Genomic DNA, 15,117 nt, shown 5'->3' on the forward strand with positions numbered 1-15,117 from the left:
GTTGTTATGACTTGCCCTGTTATGCAGCCGATCTTCCGTGCGGGAAGACTCTAGTGCAGTCGTGTAGCCTGCTCGACGTCCGGTAGGGGGCCGGTAAATCAAGCAGTTAGGTGCTCAGGCGAGCACGTTTATAGGGGCGCGGCCTTGGCCTTTGTAGGGGATATTAATGGTGCGTATCTCCTGTCCTTCGATTGTTTTGAGACTCGTTAGTCACTCAGGCAAGTTGCTGTGACAACTTGGTTACATGGCTATCAGCTCTGCGTAAGTTATCTCGTACAAACTCGGCGAGAATCGTTACCGGTGGTATGAGCAACGCATTTGGACATAGTTCCAGCCCGCTCATCGTGCCAGCCGAAATTTTTTGAAATATTGATGAAGATGGCACTGGGTGCAAATTGATAGCACTAACGATTTCGCCCTTTAGTTATCGGGGTGAAACCGGGGTCGATAGTTTTGTGCCACTAGGGGTAAAAAATTTAGGTGCCACTACTGAAAAAAAACTTCAGTGTCGAGTGAAACTAAAATTAGAAAACAGGGTGTGGTTTTATTGGCGCCATGAATTTGGCGATATATCGCGGGGGGATTTTGACTTCGGGCGGACTGCACGACTCTTGAGGAAAAGAGTCGTGCAAAGGGCATGCTTTATTCCGGGGCGTGGTCGCGCAAAAACACCAGATTGTCGGGTTTCGATTGCTCTGCGCTGTAGCGATAACCCTGCACATCAAATCGCTTGAGCTGAGCCGGGTCGTTGATGCGTTCCTCAATCACAAAACGGCTCATCAGGCCGCGCGCTTTTTTCGCGTAGAAGCTGATGATCTTGTACTGGCCGTTCTTCTGATCCTTGAACTCGGTGTTGATAATGCGGGCCTTCAACGCGCTGCGCTTGACCGCGGAAAAGTATTCGTTGGATGCAAGGTTGAGCAGTACGTCATCGCCTTGCTCGGCCAGCGCTTCGTTCAGCCACTCGCTGATGCGCGTGCCCCAGAACGCATACAGATCCTTGCCACGGGCGTTGGCCAGTTTGGTGCCCATCTCCAGACGATACGGCTGCATCAGGTCCAGCGGGCGCAGCAGGCCATAAAGGCCGGAGAGCATGCGCAGGTGTTTTTGCGCGTAATCGAATTGCGCTTCGCTGAAGGACTGCGCATCCAGGCCGGTGTACACATCGCCCTTGAAGGCGAGCAGCGCCTGTTTGGCGTTTTCCGGGGTAAAGGCCGGCGTCCAACTGCCGAAACGCGCGGCGTTGAGGCCACCGATCTTGTCGGACACGTGCATCAACTCGCTGATCTGCGCCGGACTCAGCTCGCGCAACTGCTGGATCAGTTCCTGGGAATGGTCGAGGTACTGCGGCTGGGTAAAGCGCTGGGTCGCCGGCGGTGTTTCGTAGTCGAGGGTCTTGGCGGGGGAAATCACCATCAGCATGAAGTCGTCTCCTTTAATCGTGGGGGCGATTCTAGGGGGTTGTTCTTGTTGACTCCAGCTATGGGGGTTATAGGTCGGTGCAAGTGCGGGGATTTGCGACGGTTGGTGGATTTTACCCTCACCCCAGCCCTCTCCCAGAGGGAGAGGGGGCCGATCTTCGCTGGCTTCAAATTTGAGTTCGACTCGATAGCTCAGGTAGACGGATATCGAAAGAACCGCTCGGTCAGCTCCCTCTCCCTCTGGGAGAGGGCTGGGTGAGGGTGACGACCTTGAATCTTGCACATCAGCTATAGTGCCGCGCGGGTTTTGTTATGGAGACATCCCTTTGCGCATTGTTCTTTTATTCACCGCGTGGCTGCTGAGCTTCGGCGCCATGGCGGCGCCCGGCGACGCGGCGACGCTGGATCGCACGACCTGGCCGGAGCAGCTCAGCAATCCGACCCTGTTCGACGTCGCGTCGCGGGCGGAAATCCTCATGTTCGCTCGCGGCCTGCTCGGCACCGAGTCCATCGACGAGGCGGCACTGGCCCAGCGCCTGGGGTTGCGCACGGTCAATATCGATGCGGTCAATCAGCTGCGCCAGCGCCTCTGGCAACGCTTGCTCGCCAACTACAACCACGCCCAGCAAAGCTGCGATCAGGACGCCTCGTTCTGCTTTCTCGTCGAAGATTTGCCGACCCTGCGCGAGCAGGCGGCCAAGTTCGTGGTGAGCGACGACAGTTATTACACCAAGTGGGCCGAGCCGAGCCGGATCTTCCATTTGCAGTACCTCGACGAGCTGATGCGCAAGGCCGCGCTGTCGCCGCAAACCAGTAACGAATTCGATCGTTTCGGCGACTACGAGCGCAACGGCGATGACATGCACGATCGGCTGTTTCTGCTGACGTTCGACAGCGCCGCCAACGTGCAACCGGACAACACCGACTGGCTGACCGAATACCTGCGCAAATCGAATCTGAGCGGGACATTCTTTGTCCTGGGCAAGGATATTCAGGCGCGACTCACCGGCCGTTCGGTCAGCAGTCTGCAGGCGAGTTTCTCCCGGCAGTGCGTGGGCGTGCAGGGCTGGGAGTTCCGCTCCCACAGCCATTGGCAGGACTGGCAGGATTCGGTACGGCGCAGCGCCGATCTGGTGAAAAACAAACTGCCGGAAAACTACGTGCCGCTATTCCGTCCGCCGGATGGCCAGCGCCGCAGTGACGCGCAAGGTTTTTTCAATAGCCAGGGCCTGCAAGTGGCGCTGTGGGACATCGATGCCCAGGACGGTGCCGGCAAGCTCAAGGGGCCGGCGAGCGCGCAGCGAGTGTTGACCCTGATGCTGCTGTGGCGACACGGGGTGATCAATTTCAACATGAAACAGGATGCGGTGAAGACGTCCTTACCGTGGCTGATCACCCAGACTGCGCAGAGCGGCATTGGCTGGGAAGACTGTCAGGACGCGTTTCGTTGAGAAACGACAAAAAGCCCGGAAACATTGGGCTTGGGATGATTTTCAGGAGGAATTCGATGCAGGCGGACTTCCGACTTTAGCGGGGTACGGGGAGTCCGCCAAGGGCTTTTCGTCACTCTGCAAAATAAACTTAAAAAAACCGTCAAAGTGCTTTTTTATGTCATCGGTTTTGGAGTATTACGAAGACAGACCGCCGAAACCTGCAACACAGGTGGCGTCTTCCCAGACTGCTATTGTGTGCAGTTCATCCAGCCCGCGTGGATGAATTCGGCAGTCACCTCGAGGCGCAGCACTGTCAAGGTATTGCGTCGAATGGCTCCCACATAGGTGACCGAGTATGGATGATCACGGACGCAGCCCTTCCTCCAACCAGCCAATCCTGTATGTACTCGATACCAACGTATTGATTCACGATCCAAATGCCCTGCTGAATTTCGAAGAACACCACGTCGCCATCCCGATGACCGTGCTGGAAGAGCTGGACAAGCTCAAGAGCGGCCATCACAGCGTGGCCGCCGAATGCCGCCAGGCGATCCGCCTGATCGACAAGACCCTGGGCGATGCGTCCCCCGAAGACGTCGAACTGGGTGTGCCGATCCAGCGCGGCAAGGGCGGGCCAAAGGGCTTGCTGTCAATTCTGATGAGCAAGCAGGCCGAGTCGAACCTGATTCTGCCCGAGCATCTGAACGACAACAAAATCATCAACCAACTGATTGATCTGCATTCCCGCGATCCGCAGAAACCGGTGGTGCTGGTCACCAAAGACATCAACATGCGGCTCAAGGCGCGCGCCTGTGGCATCGACGCCGAGGACTACAGCACCGACCAACTGGTCGATGACGTGTCCCTGCTGCCCAACGGCTACCACAACATGACCGGCTCCTTCTGGGACCGCGTGAGCAAGGTCGAAACCCGTCAGGACCACGGCCGCACCTGGCATCAGGTGCAACTGATCGACAACCTGCCGGCCGTGCACATCAACGAGTTCATCATCGACGAGCAGGGCTTTGTCGGCTGGATCAAGGAAATCCAGGAAGACCGCCTGCTGATCCTCGACCTGCACCAGGAGCCACTGCTGCATCAAGAGGCCTGGGGGCTGAAGCCGCGCGACATCTATCAGAGTCTGGCGCTGTACGCGTTGCTTGACCCGGACATTCATCTGGTCAACCTGTCCGGCGCCGCCGGTTCCGGTAAAACCATTCTGGCGCTGGCCGCTGCGATCGAGCAGACCATGGTCAGCAAGCGCTATCGCCGCATCATCGCGACCCGCAGCGTGCAGGGCCTGGATCAGGAAATCGGCTTCCTGCCCGGCACCGAAGCGGAGAAAATGGAGCCTTGGCTGGGCGCCATCACCGACAACCTCGAAGCCTTGCACATGGATGACGAAAACACCCATGGCAGCGTCGACTACATCCTCAGCAAAGTGCCGTTGCAGTTCAAATCGCTCAACTACATTCGCGGTCGCAGCTTCCAGCAGAGCCTGATCCTGATCGACGAATGCCAGAACCTCACGCCGCACCAGATGAAAACCATCATCACCCGTGCCGGCGCCGGTTCCAAAGTGGTGTGCCTGGGCAACCTGGCGCAGATCGATACCCCTTACCTGTCCGCGACCAGCTCCGGACTGACCTACCTGACCGAACGCTTCAAGGACTTCCCCAACGGTGTGCACATCACCCTGCAAGGGGTGCCTCGCTCGATCCTGGCCGAATACGCCGAATCGCATCTCTAAGAGGAGCAGCTACAAGCTTCAAGCCGCAAGCTACAAGTGGTCCGAGTGAAATTCACTTGCCGCTTGAAGCTTGCGGCTTTCGGCTGTTTAAATGCGAGCTTTCCTGACGCCTGCCTACCGCGCTTTAACTTGCCGCTTGTAGCTTGCCGCTCGCAGCTGCCTCAAGGAGGCCCTCGTGCTGACTCATCTCGATTCCCAAGGTCGCGCCAACATGGTCGACGTCACTGAAAAAGCCGTGACGTTCCGTGAGGCGACGGCTCAAGCGCTGGTGCGCATGCTCCCCGCAACGCTGCAGATGATCGTTAGCGGCGGCCATCCCAAGGGCGATGTGTTCGCCGTGGCGCGCATCGCCGGGATTCAGGCGGCGAAGAAGACCAGCGATCTGATTCCCCTGTGCCACCCGCTGATGCTGACTGGCGTCAAAGTCGAACTCAGCGCCGAGGGTGAGGACAGCGTGCGCATTGTCGCTCGCTGCAAGTTGTCCGGGCAGACCGGTGTCGAGATGGAAGCGCTGACCGCCGCCAGCGTCGCCGCCCTGACCATTTACGACATGTGCAAAGCCGTCGACCGGGGCATGACCATCGAGAGCGTGCGGCTGCTGGAGAAAGTCGGCGGCAAGAGCGGCCACTTCCAGGCGGAGCAGCCATGAAACTGACCGTGAAGTTTTTTGCCCGTTACCGTGAAGCGCTGGGCGTGGATTCAGTGACGGTCGAGGGCGATTTCGCCACGGTTGAAGACGTGCGCGCACTGTTGGCGCAACGTGACGGCGCCGAGGTGTTGAGCGAGCAGAACCTGATGTGCGCGCGCAACGAGGATCTTTGCCAGCTCGACGAACCAGTGACCGATGGCGACGAAGTTGCGTTTTTCCCCACCGTGACCGGAGGCTGAGCCATGGCGATTCGCGTGCAGGCCACGCCGTTCGATCCGGGCGCTGAAGTCAATGCGATGCATGCGGCCAATGTCGGCGTTGGCGCGGTGGTGAGCTTTGTCGGTTACGTGCGCGACTTCAACGACGGTCTCGATGTGGCCGGGATGTTCCTTGAGCACTATCCGGGCATGACCGAAAAAGCCCTCGGCAAAATCGCCGTCGAGGCTGAGCAGCGCTGGCCGCTGTTGAAACTGGAAGTGCTGCATCGCATTGGCGCGCTGGAACCGGGCGAGCCGATCGTCTTCGTCGGCGCCGCCAGCGCCCATCGCCAGGCCGCGTTCGATGCCTGCGCCTTCGTCATGGACTACCTGAAAACCCGCGCGCCGTTCTGGAAGAAAGAAAATACCAGTGATGGACCACGTTGGGTCGAAGGGCGCGACAGTGATCATGCCGCCGCTGATCGCTGGAATAAGTAATTCTTTTAGCGCCCTCCGGTCAGTCTCCGCGAGCAGGCTCACTCCCACAATTGGAATGCGTTCCCCTGTGGGAGCGAGCCTGCTCGCGAAGGCATCATCTGCGACACCGAAAATCATCCCCCCTCTACCCAATTGACGATTTGTACCTGAGAGTCCAGTATGGATTTCCAAGTACAAAAAAAGCTTCTGTCTTGCAGCTATCAGTTTGCCGCTTGTAGCTGCTCTTCTTCGCCAAACCAACAACAACCCGCGAGAGAACGAACATGAAGAAACTCCCCCTCATCACCGGTCTGGCCTTCAGCCTGTTGGCCTCCGCCAGCGTCTTAGCCGCCGAGAAAACCCTGCGCATCGGCATCGAAGCGGCCTATCCGCCATTCGCCTCGAAAACCGACAAGGGCGAAATTGTCGGCTTTGACTACGACATCGGCAATGCCCTGTGTGCGCAGATGAAGGTCAAATGCGTGTGGGTTGAAGGTGAGTTCGACGGGCTGATTCCTTCGCTGAAAGTGAAGAAGATCGACATGGCGCTGTCGTCGATGACCATCAACGAGGACCGTAAGAAGTCGGTGGATTTCAGTCACAAGTATTACTTCACCTCTTCGCGTCTGGTCATGAAGGAAGGCGCTACGGTGGATGATCAGTACGCCAGCCTCAAAGGCAAGAACGTCGGCGTGCAGCGCGCGACCACCACTGATCGTTACGCCACCGAGGTGTTCGAACCCAAGGGCATCAACGTCAAGCGCTACAGCAACAACGAAGAAATCTACATGGACCTGGCGGCGGGGCGCCTTGATGCGATTTTCGCCGATACCATTCCGCTTAACGACTTTCTGTCGATGCCGCGCGGCCAGGGTTATGCGTTTGTCGGGCCGGAGCTGAAGGATCCGAAGTACGTCGGCGAGGGCGCGGGGATTGCGGTGCGCAAAGGCAATACTGAGCTGGTCAGCCAGTTGAACAGCGCCATCGACGGGATTCGCGCGAGTGGCGAGTATCAGAAAATTTCCGAGAAGTATTTCAAGTCCGATATCTACGGCGATTGATCAAGCGCTTTCGCGAGCAGGCTCGCTCCCACAGGGGTAACGCATTCCAAATGTGGGAGCGAGCCTGCTCGCGAAGCGGCCAGCGCTGGCGATGCAAATCTTCAGCCCTTCAATTCCTTCAAATGCTTGTAAACCGTCGCCCGTCCCATGTTCAGCACATTGGCCACGTAGTTCGAGGCGCTCTTGCCCTTGAACGCGCCCTCGGCGTGCAGCGCCAGCACCAGTTCGCGTTTGTGATCGCGGGTCAGTAGATTCAGGCTCAACTGCCGCTCGCGCAACCAGGCGTGGAGGAAGGTGTTGATGCGTTCCTGCCAGTCGTCACGGAACAGCGAGTCCGGCTGCGGAATCAGCTTGCTCGGCGAGAGAAACAGATCCAGCGCCGCTTTGGCGTTTTCGAACAGCGAGATATTCAGATTGATGCACAGCACCGCCAGCGGCCGACTTTCGCTGTCACGCAGCACGGTGCTCAGGCTGCGAATTTTCTGACCGTCCCAGTTGAGCTTTTCGTACGGGCCGATATTCCTGTCGCTGACATCCTCGCTGAGCATGTCTTCCAGCGACGAGTCGTCGCCGATCTCGCGCTTGGACAGGTTGTTGGCGATGTAGTCGACCTTCTGCGTGCGCAGGTCGTGCAGCACCACCTCGGCATGGGGAAAGAACAGCGTGGCGATGGCGTCGGCGATGGCGCGGAAGTTATCCAGCGCCGGGTCGAATTCGGGGGCAGTCATGACAGTGGAGCTCCAGGCAGCGTCAGCGCCCCTTGTGCCGGGGCGCTGCGAGTGTGCCGCAATCTTTTCGACGAGTCGATGCGGTCAAGCCAGTCGGGCCGGGGAGAGCATGGCGCTGTCGAGACCGAATTGATGCAGGTGCTCGGGGAATGGCTCGCCGCGCACCAGCGCCGCACTGGCCTGACCCATCGCCGGCGACGTCTGAATGCCATAACCACCCTGCGCGGCGACCCAGAACAGCCCCGGCACCTGCGGATCGAAGCCGCTGAGCAGATCACCGTCAGCAACGAAACTGCGCAAGCCGGCCCACGTGCGGGTCGGGCGGCGGATGGTCAGCGTGGTAGCCTCTTCGATCTGATAGATGCCCATGGCGATGTCGAGTTCTTCCGGCTGCACATCGTGTGGTTCGACCGGATCGGCGTTGGCCGGCGAGCCGAGAAACATGCCGGCGTCGGGCTTCATGTAGAAGGATTCGTCGAGGCTGACCAGCATCGGCCAATGGTGAATATCCACACCTTCCGGGCCGGCAAAGATAAACGCCGCGCGACGTTTCGGTTGCAGGCACAGCGGCTGGGCACCGGCGAGGGTACCGATCTTGTCCGCCCAGGCGCCTGCGGCGTTGATCAGCACCGGTGCGCTGAACGTCTCGCCATTGGTCTGCACGATCCACAGGCCATCGGCATCGCGGCTCAAGCCGAGCACCTCGCAATCGGTGCGGACTTCGCCGTGATTGCGTCGAATGCCGCGCAGATAGCCTTGATGCAGCGCGTCGGTGTCGATGTCGCAGGCCGATGGGTCGTAGATCGCGCCGTGGACTTTTTCCCGGCGCAGGATCGGCAGGCGCGCGCAGGCTTCGTCGGCGCTGAGCAGTTGCATTTCCGGCACCGTGGCTTTGGCGCTGAGGTACTGGTTGTTCAGTTCGGCGGGATCACCGATGAAGTCGACGGTCATTTCGCCGCGCGGGGTCAGCAGCGGGTGCTCGCAGAAGCCGCTCGGAGGACTGTCGAAGAATGCGCGGCTCGCCTGAGTGAGTGCGCGTACCTGTGCGGTGCCGTAGGCGGCGGTGTACAGCGCGGCGGAGCGACCGGTGGAGTGATAGCCGGGATGGGTTTCACGCTCGAGCACGATCACTTTGCCGTGCGGCGCCAGCCAGAACCCGGTAGAAGCGCCGGCAATCCCGCCGCCGATGATGATGAAATCTGCGTGGCTCATGAAAACTCCCAAGTTATCGAGAACCCCGTAGGAGCTGCCGAATGAAACGAGGCTGCGATCTTTTGATCTTGATCTTGTCCTTGAAAAACAGGATCAAAAGATCGCAGCCTTCGGCAGCTCCTACAGGAGATGTGTGGTGTCAGTGGTGCAGGTGATAAACCGCATTGGCGAGGGCAATGTCTTCCAGGCCCAAGCCGATTGAACGGAAGAACACGTGACGGTCGTAACCCGGGCGCTGCACTTTTTCGCTGAGCAAGTCGGCGAGATCGCCAACAATCGAATCCTTGTCCCAGCCATGCTGTTCGGCGGCAATCAACATCTCACCCGCGGATTCGGGCGTGGTCAGACGATAGTCGCAGAACACCTGCATGTCGTTGAGGCTTTGCGGCGGTACTTCATGGGCGCGGGGGGCGTTGGTGCTGATCGAGGTGATCAGCGCCGGTTTGTGCAGTTGCGCCGGATCGATCACCGGCCCGGCAGACGAGGTGCAGAGCATGATCACATCCGCATCGGTAACGGCGGTCTCGCGGCTGTCGGCAATCTTCAGTGACGGCGCGATGGCCTTCAATACGGCCTGTGTTTCGGCGTCTTCCGTGAGCGACGGCGAATACAGACTGATGCTTTGCCAGTCGCGCAACGCTTTCACGTAGTGCAGATGCGCCTGAGCGACCTTGCCGCTGCCGATGATTGCCAGTCGCTGGGCATTCAGCGGCGCGAGAGCGTCAACCGCGACTGCCGTGGCCGCGGCGGTGCGCGCGGTGGTCAGCTCGCCCGCATCGCAAAGCAGCAGTGGCTGGCCGGTTTTCATCGACATCAACAAGGTCCACGCCGTCACCAGCGCACCCTGCTCACGAACTATGTACGGCGAAGTCTTCACTCCGTACACGCCGTCCTCGGCCAGCACGCCCAGATAATTGATGAAGTCGCCGGCGCCCTTGGGGAATTCCACCAATTGCTGCGCAGGTTGCACGGCATTGCCTGCTGCGAGGTCGCGGAACAGCTTGCGCAGGATCTGCGGCACATCAATACGCGCCAGCAGCTCACGGGCCTTGGCTTGGTCGATCACATAGGGCGAACTGGACATTCTGCGCTCCAAAACTAAACTTATTTTTCCATTATGGACTTTTAGTTTCTTTGGGCAACCGTCGGGCATAAAAAAAGCGCAGTCCGTTTCCGGCTGCGCTTTTTCATATCGTGACGCTTACTGCGGGCGTTTGCGCTCAACCGCGCGCAGCAGATGCGTTGGCGGCGTTTCACAGCTGATCTTGCGACCGAGCTTTTCTTCGATGGACGGCAACTGATAGGAGTCGTCTTCACCGGCGAAGCTGATCGACACGCCGTCAGCGCCCGCACGACCGGTACGGCCGATGCGGTGCACGTAGTCGTCCGGGACTTCCGGCAGGGTGAAGTTGATCACGTGGCTGATGCCGTCGATGTGAATGCCGCGGCCGGCGACATCGGTGGCCACCAGCACGCGAATCTTGCCTTCGCGGAAGCCTTCCAGAGTCTTGATGCGCTTGTGCTGCGGCACGTCGCCGGACAGCTGCGCGGCGTTGATGCCATCACGCACCAGGCGCTCTTCGATACGGCGTACTTCGTCCTTGCGGTTGGCAAACACGATGACCCGCTCCCAACCGTTGTCGTTGACGAGGTTAAAGAGCAGTTTGTATTTGTCGGCAGCGGCCACGGCGTAGATGTGCTGCTCGACGTTCTCGTTGGCGACGTTGGTGATTTCGATTTCGACGATGGCCGGATCGGTGGTCCATTGCTTGGCCAGATTCATCACGTCTTCGGTGAAGGTTGCGGAGAACAGCAAAGTCTGGCGTTCGGACTTCGGCGGGGTCTGGCGAATGATCTGCCGTACCTGCGGGATGAAACCCATGTCGAGCATGCGGTCGGCTTCGTCCAGCACCATCACTTCGACCATATCCAGATGCACGTCGCCGCGCTGGTTGAAGTCGAGCAGGCGGCCCGGCGTGGCGACGAGGATGTCGCAATGCCGTGCTTCGAGGTGCTTGAGCTGTTTGTCGAAGTCCATGCCGCCGACGAACGTCATCACGTTGAGGCCGGTGTACTTGGTCAGGTCAGCGGCGTCCTTGGCAATCTGCACCACCAGCTCGCGGGTTGGCGCGATGATCAGTGCGCGCGGCTCGCCCATGTAGCGCTCTTTCGGCGGCGGCGTCTGCAGCAGTTGGGTGATGATCGAGATCAGGAACGCGGCGGTCTTGCCGGTGCCGGTCTGCGCGCGACCGATGGCGTCTTTGCCGGCGAGGGTGAAACCCAGCACCTGCGCCTGGATCGGCGTGCAGTACGGAAAGCCCAGGTCCTGGATGGCGTGCATCAGTTCCGGGGCAAGCTTGAAATCATGGAAGCGGGTTTTGCCTTCCTGTGGCTCGACGACGAAGTCTTCGAGTTTCCATGGAATTACCGGTGCCTTGGGCTTCGGTTCGCGGCGTGGTCTGGCCGGTTTCGGCGCTTCGTCTTGGGTGGGTTCGGCGGCGATAGGAGCGGCCGGTTCCGGTTTTGGCGGCTGTTTCGGTGTCGCTACGGGAGCGGGGCGGTCGGCCTGCGGGGCATCGGTGCGATGACCGGGGGCGTGCGACGGCGCAATGGGAACTGGCGCGAGCTGCTCAGCCTCGCTTTTACCGAACATCTTCTTGAGTGCTTTGAGCACGGTCATCTCATCAGTTGGTTAAGGAATGTACGCCGGCCAGTGTAATGCAAGAATCGGGCGCGGCGTAGTAGGAGGGATCAATGGGCGGACATTGCTCGCAAATCAGCGCAGGCGTTCGCTCAGCCAGACGCCGACGTCGCGAATCTCTTCAGGTAACACTTCGTGCTCCATTGGGTATTCCTGCCATGTCACGGTGACACCATGCTTCACCAAATGCTCATAGGCAGTACGCCCCATCGAGTTCTGCACCACGCTATCGAACTGCCCGTGCAGACACAGCACCGGAATACGCTGCTGACTGGCGGATAATTCCAGTTCGTCGCTGAATGTCGGTGCGTACGTCGACAACGCCAGCACCCCGCCCAGCGGTCCCTGCCATTTAAGGAACGCGGTATGCAATACCACCGCGCCGCCCTGGGAAAATCCTGCGAGGAAAATCCGCGAGGCGTCTATTCCGCTGGCGCGCTCGTTTTCGATCAGCTCGATGATGCGCTCTGCCGACGCCTCCAGCTCATCGTGATCGATCGCCCGGGCCGGGCTCATGGCCTTGATGTCATACCAGCTGGGCATGGCATATCCGCCATTTATCGTCACTGGACGGGTCGGTGCCTGCGGCAGCACAAAGCGCGTGCTCAACAGACTTTCCTGCAACGCCTCGGCCACCGGCAGGAAGTCGTAGCGGTCGGCGCCGAGGCCGTGCAGCCAGATCACGCAGGCGTCTGCGGGCTTAACAGGCTGAAGAATCAAGGGCTCGGTCATGTCTGCTCCAAAAATGTGCGGGCGCTCTCATTGAGTGCGTGATGGAAGTGCGCGCCCGGTTGATCCGTTAACAAGATGTCGCAAGGTTACAAGTTTAGCTATTGACGTGTCGCGCAATGACTTCGGCAAGCGGTGTGGTACGGCGTTTGCTATGGAGGTTTCCGTACGAAGCGTCCTACGCGTGGCGGTAACACTATCAGTCTACGTCGCGCGATGGGACAGCAACGAATCCGGTGATGGATGTTCGCCAATGGCCGCTACGGGCTTAGCGAATGTGAAAGGGCTACAGCCCGTTCGGCCGATTGGTGAGAAGTGAGTGATCCATGATGTGGATTTTCTCCTACTAGACTCATAGCGAAGGTCTTACGTCGGTTGACCCCAAAAAAAGCCAACACGGGTCAACAACGCCTCAAAAGGGTGCGACAGGGCTCAAGCTCCGACACAACAAGAGCAAAACTGGAGGTTTGAATGAAGATGTTGAAATCCACTCTGGCGGTCGTGACTGCTGCAGCAGTACTCGGCGTCAGCGGGTTCGCTCAGGCGGGTGCAACCCTGGATGCGGTACAGAAAAAAGGTTTCGTGCAGTGTGGCGTGAGCGACGGTCTGCCGGGCTTCTCGGTACCGGATGCGACCGGCAAGATCCTCGGCATCGACGCCGACGTCTGCCGCGCTGTGGCCGCAGCCGTTTTCGGCGACGCCAACAAGGTCAAGTTCAGCCAGTTGAACGCCAAGGAGCGTTTCACCGCGCTGCAATCGGGCGAGATCGACATCCTGTCGCGCAACACCACCATGACCAGTTCCCGTGACGCGGGCATGGGCCTGAAATTCCCGGGCTTCATCACCTACTACGACGGCATCGGCTTCCTGGTGAACAACAAGCTGGGCGTGAAAAGTGCCAAAGAGCTCGACGGCGCGACCATCTGCATCCAGGCCGGTACCACCACCGAGCTGAACGTTTCCGACTACTTCCGTGGCAACGGTCTGAAATACACCCCGATCACCTTCGACACCTCCGATGAAAGCGCCAAGTCGCTGGAATCCGGTCGTTGCGACGTGCTGACCTCCGACAAGTCCCAGCTGTTCGCCCAGCGCAGCAAGCTGGCTTCGCCGAAGGACTACGTAGTTCTGCCGGAAACCATTTCCAAGGAACCACTGGGCCCGGTCGTGCGTAACGGCGACGACGAGTGGCTGGCGATCGTGCGTTGGGTCGGCTACGCGCTGCTCAATGCCGAAGAGGCCGGCATCACTTCGAAGAACGTCGAAGCTGAAGCCAAGTCCACCAAGAACCCGGACGTGGCCCGTATGCTCGGTGCAGACGGCGAATACGGCAAAGACCTGAAACTGCCGAAAGACTGGGTTGTGCAGATCGTCAAGCAGGTCGGCAACTACGGCGAAATCTTCGAGAAAAACCTCGGCAAGAGCACTCCGCTGGAAATCGACCGTGGCCTGAACGCCCTGTGGAACAACGGCGGCATTCAGTACGCACCACCAGTGCGCTAATGGTTCTATCGCCCGGCGGGCCAACCGCCGGGTGATGTTCTTGTTCCATTTCTCTCGGGGCACTTCATGCAAAATTCTATCGGCGCACCAAAGCAGAGGCTCAGCCTCAGCGATCCACGAGTGCGTGCGTGGCTATTCCAGATCATCACTGTTGTGGCGGTGGTCTCGCTTGGCTGGTACCTGTTCGACAATACGCAAACCAACCTTCAGCACCGGGGCATCACCTCCGGCTTCAGCTTTCTGGAGCGCAGTGCCGGATTCGGCATCGCTCAAACCCTGATCGACTACACCGAAGCGGACAGCTACGCGCGGGTGTTTGTCATCGGCCTGCTCAACACCCTGTTGGTGACCTTTATCGGCGTGATCCTGGCGACGATTCTCGGTTTCATCGTCGGCGTGGCGCGGCTGTCGCAGAACTGGATCATCGCCAAACTGGCGACAGTGTATGTGGAAGTGTTCCGCAACATTCCGCCGCTGCTGCAGATCCTGTTCTGGTATTTCGCGGTGTTCCTGACCATGCCTGGGCCGCGCAACAGCCACAACTTCGGCGACACCTTCTTCGTCAGCAGCCGTGGCCTGAACATGCCGGCCGCACTCGCTGCCGACGGCTTCTGGGCCTTCGTGGTCAGCATCGTGCTGGCCATTGTCGGCATCGTGCTGATGTGCCGCTGGGCCAACAAGCGCTTTGAAGAAACCGGTGTACCGTTCCACAAGTTCTGGACCGGCCTGGCAATTGCGCTGGTGATCCCGACCCTGTGCGCGTTGATCTTCGGCGCTCCACTGCACTGGGAAATGCCTGAGCTCAAGGGCTTCAACTTTGTCGGCGGCTGGGTGCTGATCCCGGAGCTGCTGGCGTTGACCCTCGCACTCACCGTGTACACCGCAGCGTTCATCGCCGAAATCGTCCGTTCCGGGATCAAGTCGGTCAGCCATGGTCAGACCGAAGCGGCGCGTTCCCTCGGCCTGCGCAACGGCCCGACCCTGCGCAAGGTGATTATCCCGCAAGCCCTGCGCGTGATCATTCCGCCGCTGACCAGCCAATACCTCAACCTGGCGAAAAACTCTTCGCTGGCCGCCGGTATCGGTTATCCGGAAATGGTTTCGCTGTTCGCTGGCACCGTGCTCAACCAGACCGGTCAGGCCATCGAAGTGATTGCCATCACCATGAGCGTGTACCTGGCGATCAGTATCAGCATTTCCCTGCTGATGAACTGGTACAACAAGCGCATTGCGCTGATCGAGCGGTAAGGAAAAGC

14 protein-coding genes are annotated in these 15,117 nt (G+C 59.3%); 8 read left to right on the forward strand and 6 right to left on the reverse strand.

All coding sequences use genetic code 11. The annotated features are described in order from the left end of the window. Positions 1–642: 642 nt before the first annotated feature. The gene (yaaA, locus tag PS14A_RS04040) at positions 643–1,422 is read right to left on the reverse strand and encodes a peroxide stress protein YaaA (RefSeq protein WP_130912797.1); all 780 of its coding nucleotides are present in this window, start codon (positions 1,420–1,422) and stop codon (positions 643–645) included. Between the two features lie 325 nt (positions 1,423–1,747). Here yaaA and PS14A_RS04045 point away from each other — a divergent pair, with 325 nt between their 5' ends. The 6 genes from PS14A_RS04045 (at position 1,748) to PS14A_RS04070 (ending at position 6,988) form a co-directional block, all read left to right on the forward strand. After that, positions 1,748–2,872 (forward strand): polysaccharide deacetylase family protein, encoded by a 1,125-nt coding sequence (locus PS14A_RS04045; protein ID WP_125927510.1) that lies wholly within the window; start codon positions 1,748–1,750, stop codon positions 2,870–2,872. A 337-nt stretch (positions 2,873–3,209) separates the two neighbouring features. Beyond that, positions 3,210–4,604 (forward strand): PhoH family protein, encoded by a 1,395-nt coding sequence (locus tag PS14A_RS04050; RefSeq protein ID WP_212615371.1) that lies wholly within the window; start codon positions 3,210–3,212, stop codon positions 4,602–4,604. Positions 4,605–4,779: 175 nt separating this feature from the next. Then, entirely contained in the window at positions 4,780–5,253 is a 474-nt protein-coding gene (gene moaC / locus PS14A_RS04055; RefSeq protein WP_130912795.1) for a cyclic pyranopterin monophosphate synthase MoaC, read from the forward strand. Then, entirely contained in the window at positions 5,250–5,492 is a 243-nt protein-coding gene (moaD, locus tag PS14A_RS04060; RefSeq protein WP_130912794.1) for a molybdopterin converting factor subunit 1, read from the forward strand. Before moaC ends, moaD begins: the two co-directional genes overlap by 4 nt. Before the next feature lie 3 nt (positions 5,493–5,495). After that, positions 5,496–5,948, forward strand: coding sequence for a molybdopterin synthase catalytic subunit MoaE (gene moaE, locus PS14A_RS04065; protein WP_073473663.1), 453 nt, complete (start codon positions 5,496–5,498; stop codon positions 5,946–5,948). Positions 5,949–6,211: 263 nt separating this feature from the next. Continuing rightward, on the forward strand, positions 6,212–6,988 hold the full coding sequence (locus PS14A_RS04070) for an ABC transporter substrate-binding protein (RefSeq protein ID WP_212615372.1): 777 nt from the start codon (positions 6,212–6,214) through the stop codon (positions 6,986–6,988). A 101-nt stretch (positions 6,989–7,089) separates the two neighbouring features. On the opposite strand, the gene PS14A_RS04075 is transcribed toward PS14A_RS04070, so the two are convergent. The 5 genes from PS14A_RS04075 to PS14A_RS04095 form a co-directional block, all read right to left on the reverse strand. Continuing rightward, on the reverse strand, positions 7,090–7,716 hold the full coding sequence (locus PS14A_RS04075; RefSeq protein ID WP_016771588.1) for a transcriptional regulator: 627 nt from the start codon (positions 7,714–7,716) through the stop codon (positions 7,090–7,092). 84 nt (positions 7,717–7,800) lie between these two features. Then, positions 7,801–8,928, reverse strand: coding sequence for an FAD-binding oxidoreductase (locus tag PS14A_RS04080; protein ID WP_212615373.1), 1,128 nt, complete (start codon positions 8,926–8,928; stop codon positions 7,801–7,803). A 139-nt stretch (positions 8,929–9,067) separates the two neighbouring features. After that, on the reverse strand, positions 9,068–10,012 hold the full coding sequence (locus PS14A_RS04085; protein ID WP_130912790.1) for an ornithine cyclodeaminase family protein: 945 nt from the start codon (positions 10,010–10,012) through the stop codon (positions 9,068–9,070). A 117-nt stretch (positions 10,013–10,129) separates the two neighbouring features. After that, positions 10,130–11,608: an ATP-dependent RNA helicase RhlB gene (gene rhlB, locus PS14A_RS04090; protein WP_212615374.1), complete on the reverse strand. Its 1,479-nt coding sequence runs from the start codon at positions 11,606–11,608 to the stop codon at positions 10,130–10,132. Between the two features lie 96 nt (positions 11,609–11,704). Next, positions 11,705–12,361, reverse strand: a complete 657-nt coding sequence (locus PS14A_RS04095) for an alpha/beta fold hydrolase (protein ID WP_212615375.1) — start codon at positions 12,359–12,361, stop codon at positions 11,705–11,707. Positions 12,362–12,829: 468 nt separating this feature from the next. Between PS14A_RS04095 and PS14A_RS04100 the strand changes: the two genes are divergently transcribed. Next, positions 12,830–13,861, forward strand: a complete 1,032-nt coding sequence (locus PS14A_RS04100; protein ID WP_016771583.1) for an amino acid ABC transporter substrate-binding protein — start codon at positions 12,830–12,832, stop codon at positions 13,859–13,861. A gap of 66 nt (positions 13,862–13,927) precedes the next feature. Further along, positions 13,928–15,109: an amino acid ABC transporter permease gene (locus tag PS14A_RS04105; protein WP_024011692.1), complete on the forward strand. Its 1,182-nt coding sequence runs from the start codon at positions 13,928–13,930 to the stop codon at positions 15,107–15,109. Positions 15,110–15,117: the final 8 nt, after the last annotated feature.

It is taken from the genome of Pseudomonas sp. 14A, from assembly GCF_018132745.1.
In the GTDB taxonomy this organism is placed as follows: domain Bacteria; phylum Pseudomonadota; class Gammaproteobacteria; order Pseudomonadales; family Pseudomonadaceae; genus Aquipseudomonas; species Aquipseudomonas mercuritolerans.